The organism is Thermococcus sp. ES12 (assembly GCF_012027515.1).
Taxonomy (GTDB): Archaea; Methanobacteriota_B; Thermococci; order Thermococcales; family Thermococcaceae; genus Thermococcus; species Thermococcus barossii.
The window spans coordinates 1-441 of sequence record NZ_SNUP01000075.1; the positions used below are offsets into that span (position 1 = coordinate 1).

General features: G+C 34.9%; 1 protein-coding gene. It reads right to left on the minus strand.

Annotated features, from left to right (window positions below):
- Positions 1–363 (minus strand): hypothetical protein (locus tag E3E37_RS11105; RefSeq protein WP_167717410.1); only part of this gene is annotated, 363 nt, incomplete at its 3' end.
- Positions 364–441: the final 78 nt, after the last annotated feature.

Genomic DNA, 441 nt, shown 5'->3' on the forward strand with positions numbered 1-441 from the left:
TTCAGCTAATGCTTTTGTAACAATGTATTGTGACTCCATAAAAGTAAAATGACCATTCATGTAATTCACCTGCTCTTTAGTCTTCAATTCAAAAAGAGCTTTCAGCCTCCTTTCCGCATAATCATAAATCACTGAATCAACATCAAATAAGCCAATACGATAATAATCCACTTCCCTTTGAGCTTTTTTCATGATCGTTGAAAACTCAATTCTTGTTTTTGAATCAAGCAAAATATTTTCAAAAAAATCAAAGGCTTTAATCATTCTGAAATTGAGCATATCTTTACGATTTCCACGCTCCTTTTTCCTAATTGGGAGCTGAGGTTTTTTCATCATATTTAACCCCCCTTTCATTGTCTTCATTCTAATCACCCTGGAAATCGAAAGAATCTTCGCTATGGTCCAGAGCTAAAATTTCTTCGAGTCCAGGTCCTACACTCG